The following is a 1995-nucleotide window of genomic DNA, read 5'->3' as shown; positions in this document are numbered from 1 at the left end:
GTGACCAACAAGGCTCCCTGGCGAACGAGTTGAGAGGTAAGGCATCTCGCTCAACCACCTGGGAGCCGCCTTTCCCATTACGCACCCCTTGTTCGTCACCCGATCAGTAGCCAACCCGAAGAAGCACAGTGATTGGCGTCGAAGGCGCGGCATCTATCGCAGACCGGCCAGACCCCAGCGCTGAAAACTTCGGCGCTGACGTCTGGGTTCCCCAGGACGCGGCCGTAGACGGTGTCCTTGATGTTTATCACCACCGCCCGGCCCGTGTAGACACAGGTGGGCGGTGGCCTCGCAGAAGAAGACTCGTACAGATTCCGCGGGCTGAGCCGCACCGTTCGCACGGTGTCATTCTTCAGCACCTCTCCATTGCTCGATCCTGAGCCGAGAACGGCCGAACATGTCGAAGGCGTCCGTGCCGATACGGGAAAGCGTCATGCTGTCATCCTTCGCGGACAGAAGAAAACCATAGGAATTAGCCGTTTCGGTTCCAGCGCTTTCCGCAGGTGGGAGATGGATTAATGGGTTCACCTTTCCCTGGTGCAGGTTCGTTTCGCTGGGCGCACACTGAAGCCACCAGTCACTTCCGGCCTCTGGCCGGTCCGACGGAAGAGGGTGCGGAATGCAGGTGAATGTGGGTGACGTGCTGCGGTTTCCCGGGTCGCAAGGTCGGCTCGGCCGAGCACCGGGTGAAGGTGGTGGAAGTCGGCCACAGCCTCGGACACCAGCTCACCCTCATCTCGGTGCACCTCGGTGCACCTCGGTGCACCGGAGGTGGACCGCGACCTGACCAGGGGGCCGGGCTGCGGAGATGCCGTTTAAGCGGGGACGCGTGCCCAGTGGTGCCACCAGAGTGGGTGCGGGTGTCGTGCGCGTCGGCAGCTCCACGATGGGGATGCCGCGACCGTGCTCGTCATCCGCGCGCAGGAAGTCGTCCCGGTGCCCTCCGTCTCGGCGTGGCCACCGTTGGTGACTCCCGCCCCCACCCGACTGCCGACCCGACTCGCGGGTGCAGATGCAGCGCAAGCGGCGGCTCGGCGCGTTCGACGCCGTTGGTGACCAGTCCAGAGATCACCAGCAGCAGCGCCGTACTCAAAAGCCGACATATTCGGTGTTCGATGCGAAAGCCTGGCGGTGTGCCGTCACGCGTCCCGCCTGAGTGGCCGACGCCGGTCACGGGGCTCACTGTGGAAACCGTGAGCGCGCACCCGTCTCCTGCCCTGCGTGGCCGCCGACGCTGCTGTCGCCGATGCTGGCTGTGATCGGTCCGCTGCCCGGCCCCGAGAAGGAAGCGGGGTACGCCTATGAGACGCTGTGGAACGGCGCGCGGGTGATCGCCCATCTGCCCGGTGACGGCAGCGTGCGGCTGCTGGCCCAGGCCGGACAGGACGTTACCGCCCTGTGGGTGGCGGAACGCCATATGACAGGCCGACCTCAGGACCAGCAGCAATCCAGTCAACCCGAGACCCGGCCCCCTGACCAGCAAAAATCCCTCACTCCCACGTATGCGCAAGAGACGGCGTCGGAATCCACCCGGACGAGATCGGCCACATCGCAGCTCGCAACCCTGGCCCGCCGCTCGTCGCGTGCAGGGCTACAGCTTTCGTGTCGGTAGTGGCGGGCCCGCTTCTGAACTCTTGATCATTCGTTGGGCAGGGCATGGATGCTCGTGGTGATGACGCAGCGATTTCTGCGTCCCTGACGGGGGCGCACCAGGCTAAGACAGATGATCAAAGCGGTATCGCCGAGCGCCAACGTGTGGCAGAGCGGCTGGTGTCGTGGAGTGGACGGGCGATGATGGTCGGCCTGGCCGGGATCACCATGATCATTGCGGTGGTGTCCGTCGTGGCGCGTGTGCTCGCCTAGCGATAGCTAGGCGAGGGTCTTTTGCACTGTTCGGGCGGCTAGGAGTTGTCGTCAAAGTGTCACGCTCACATCAACAGCGATGCGAGGGTGACGGCCGCCTCGTAGGACTCGACGGTCTTGTCGTATCTGGTG

At 64.5% G+C, this 1995-nt stretch carries 1 protein-coding gene; it reads left to right on the top strand.

What is annotated here, in order from left to right:
* Positions 1–1246 precede the first annotated feature (1246 nt).
* Complete coding sequence (locus tag ABZ070_RS37040; RefSeq protein WP_356640570.1) at positions 1247–1612, top strand: hypothetical protein; 366 nt, start codon at positions 1247–1249, stop codon at positions 1610–1612.
* Positions 1613–1995: the final 383 nt, after the last annotated feature.

It is taken from the genome of Streptomyces sp. NPDC006283, from assembly GCF_040613325.1.
GTDB lineage: Bacteria > Actinomycetota > Actinomycetes > Streptomycetales > Streptomycetaceae > Streptomyces.
The sequence above is the reverse complement of the archived record's forward strand: the minus strand, read 5'-3'. Positions and strand labels throughout refer to the sequence as shown.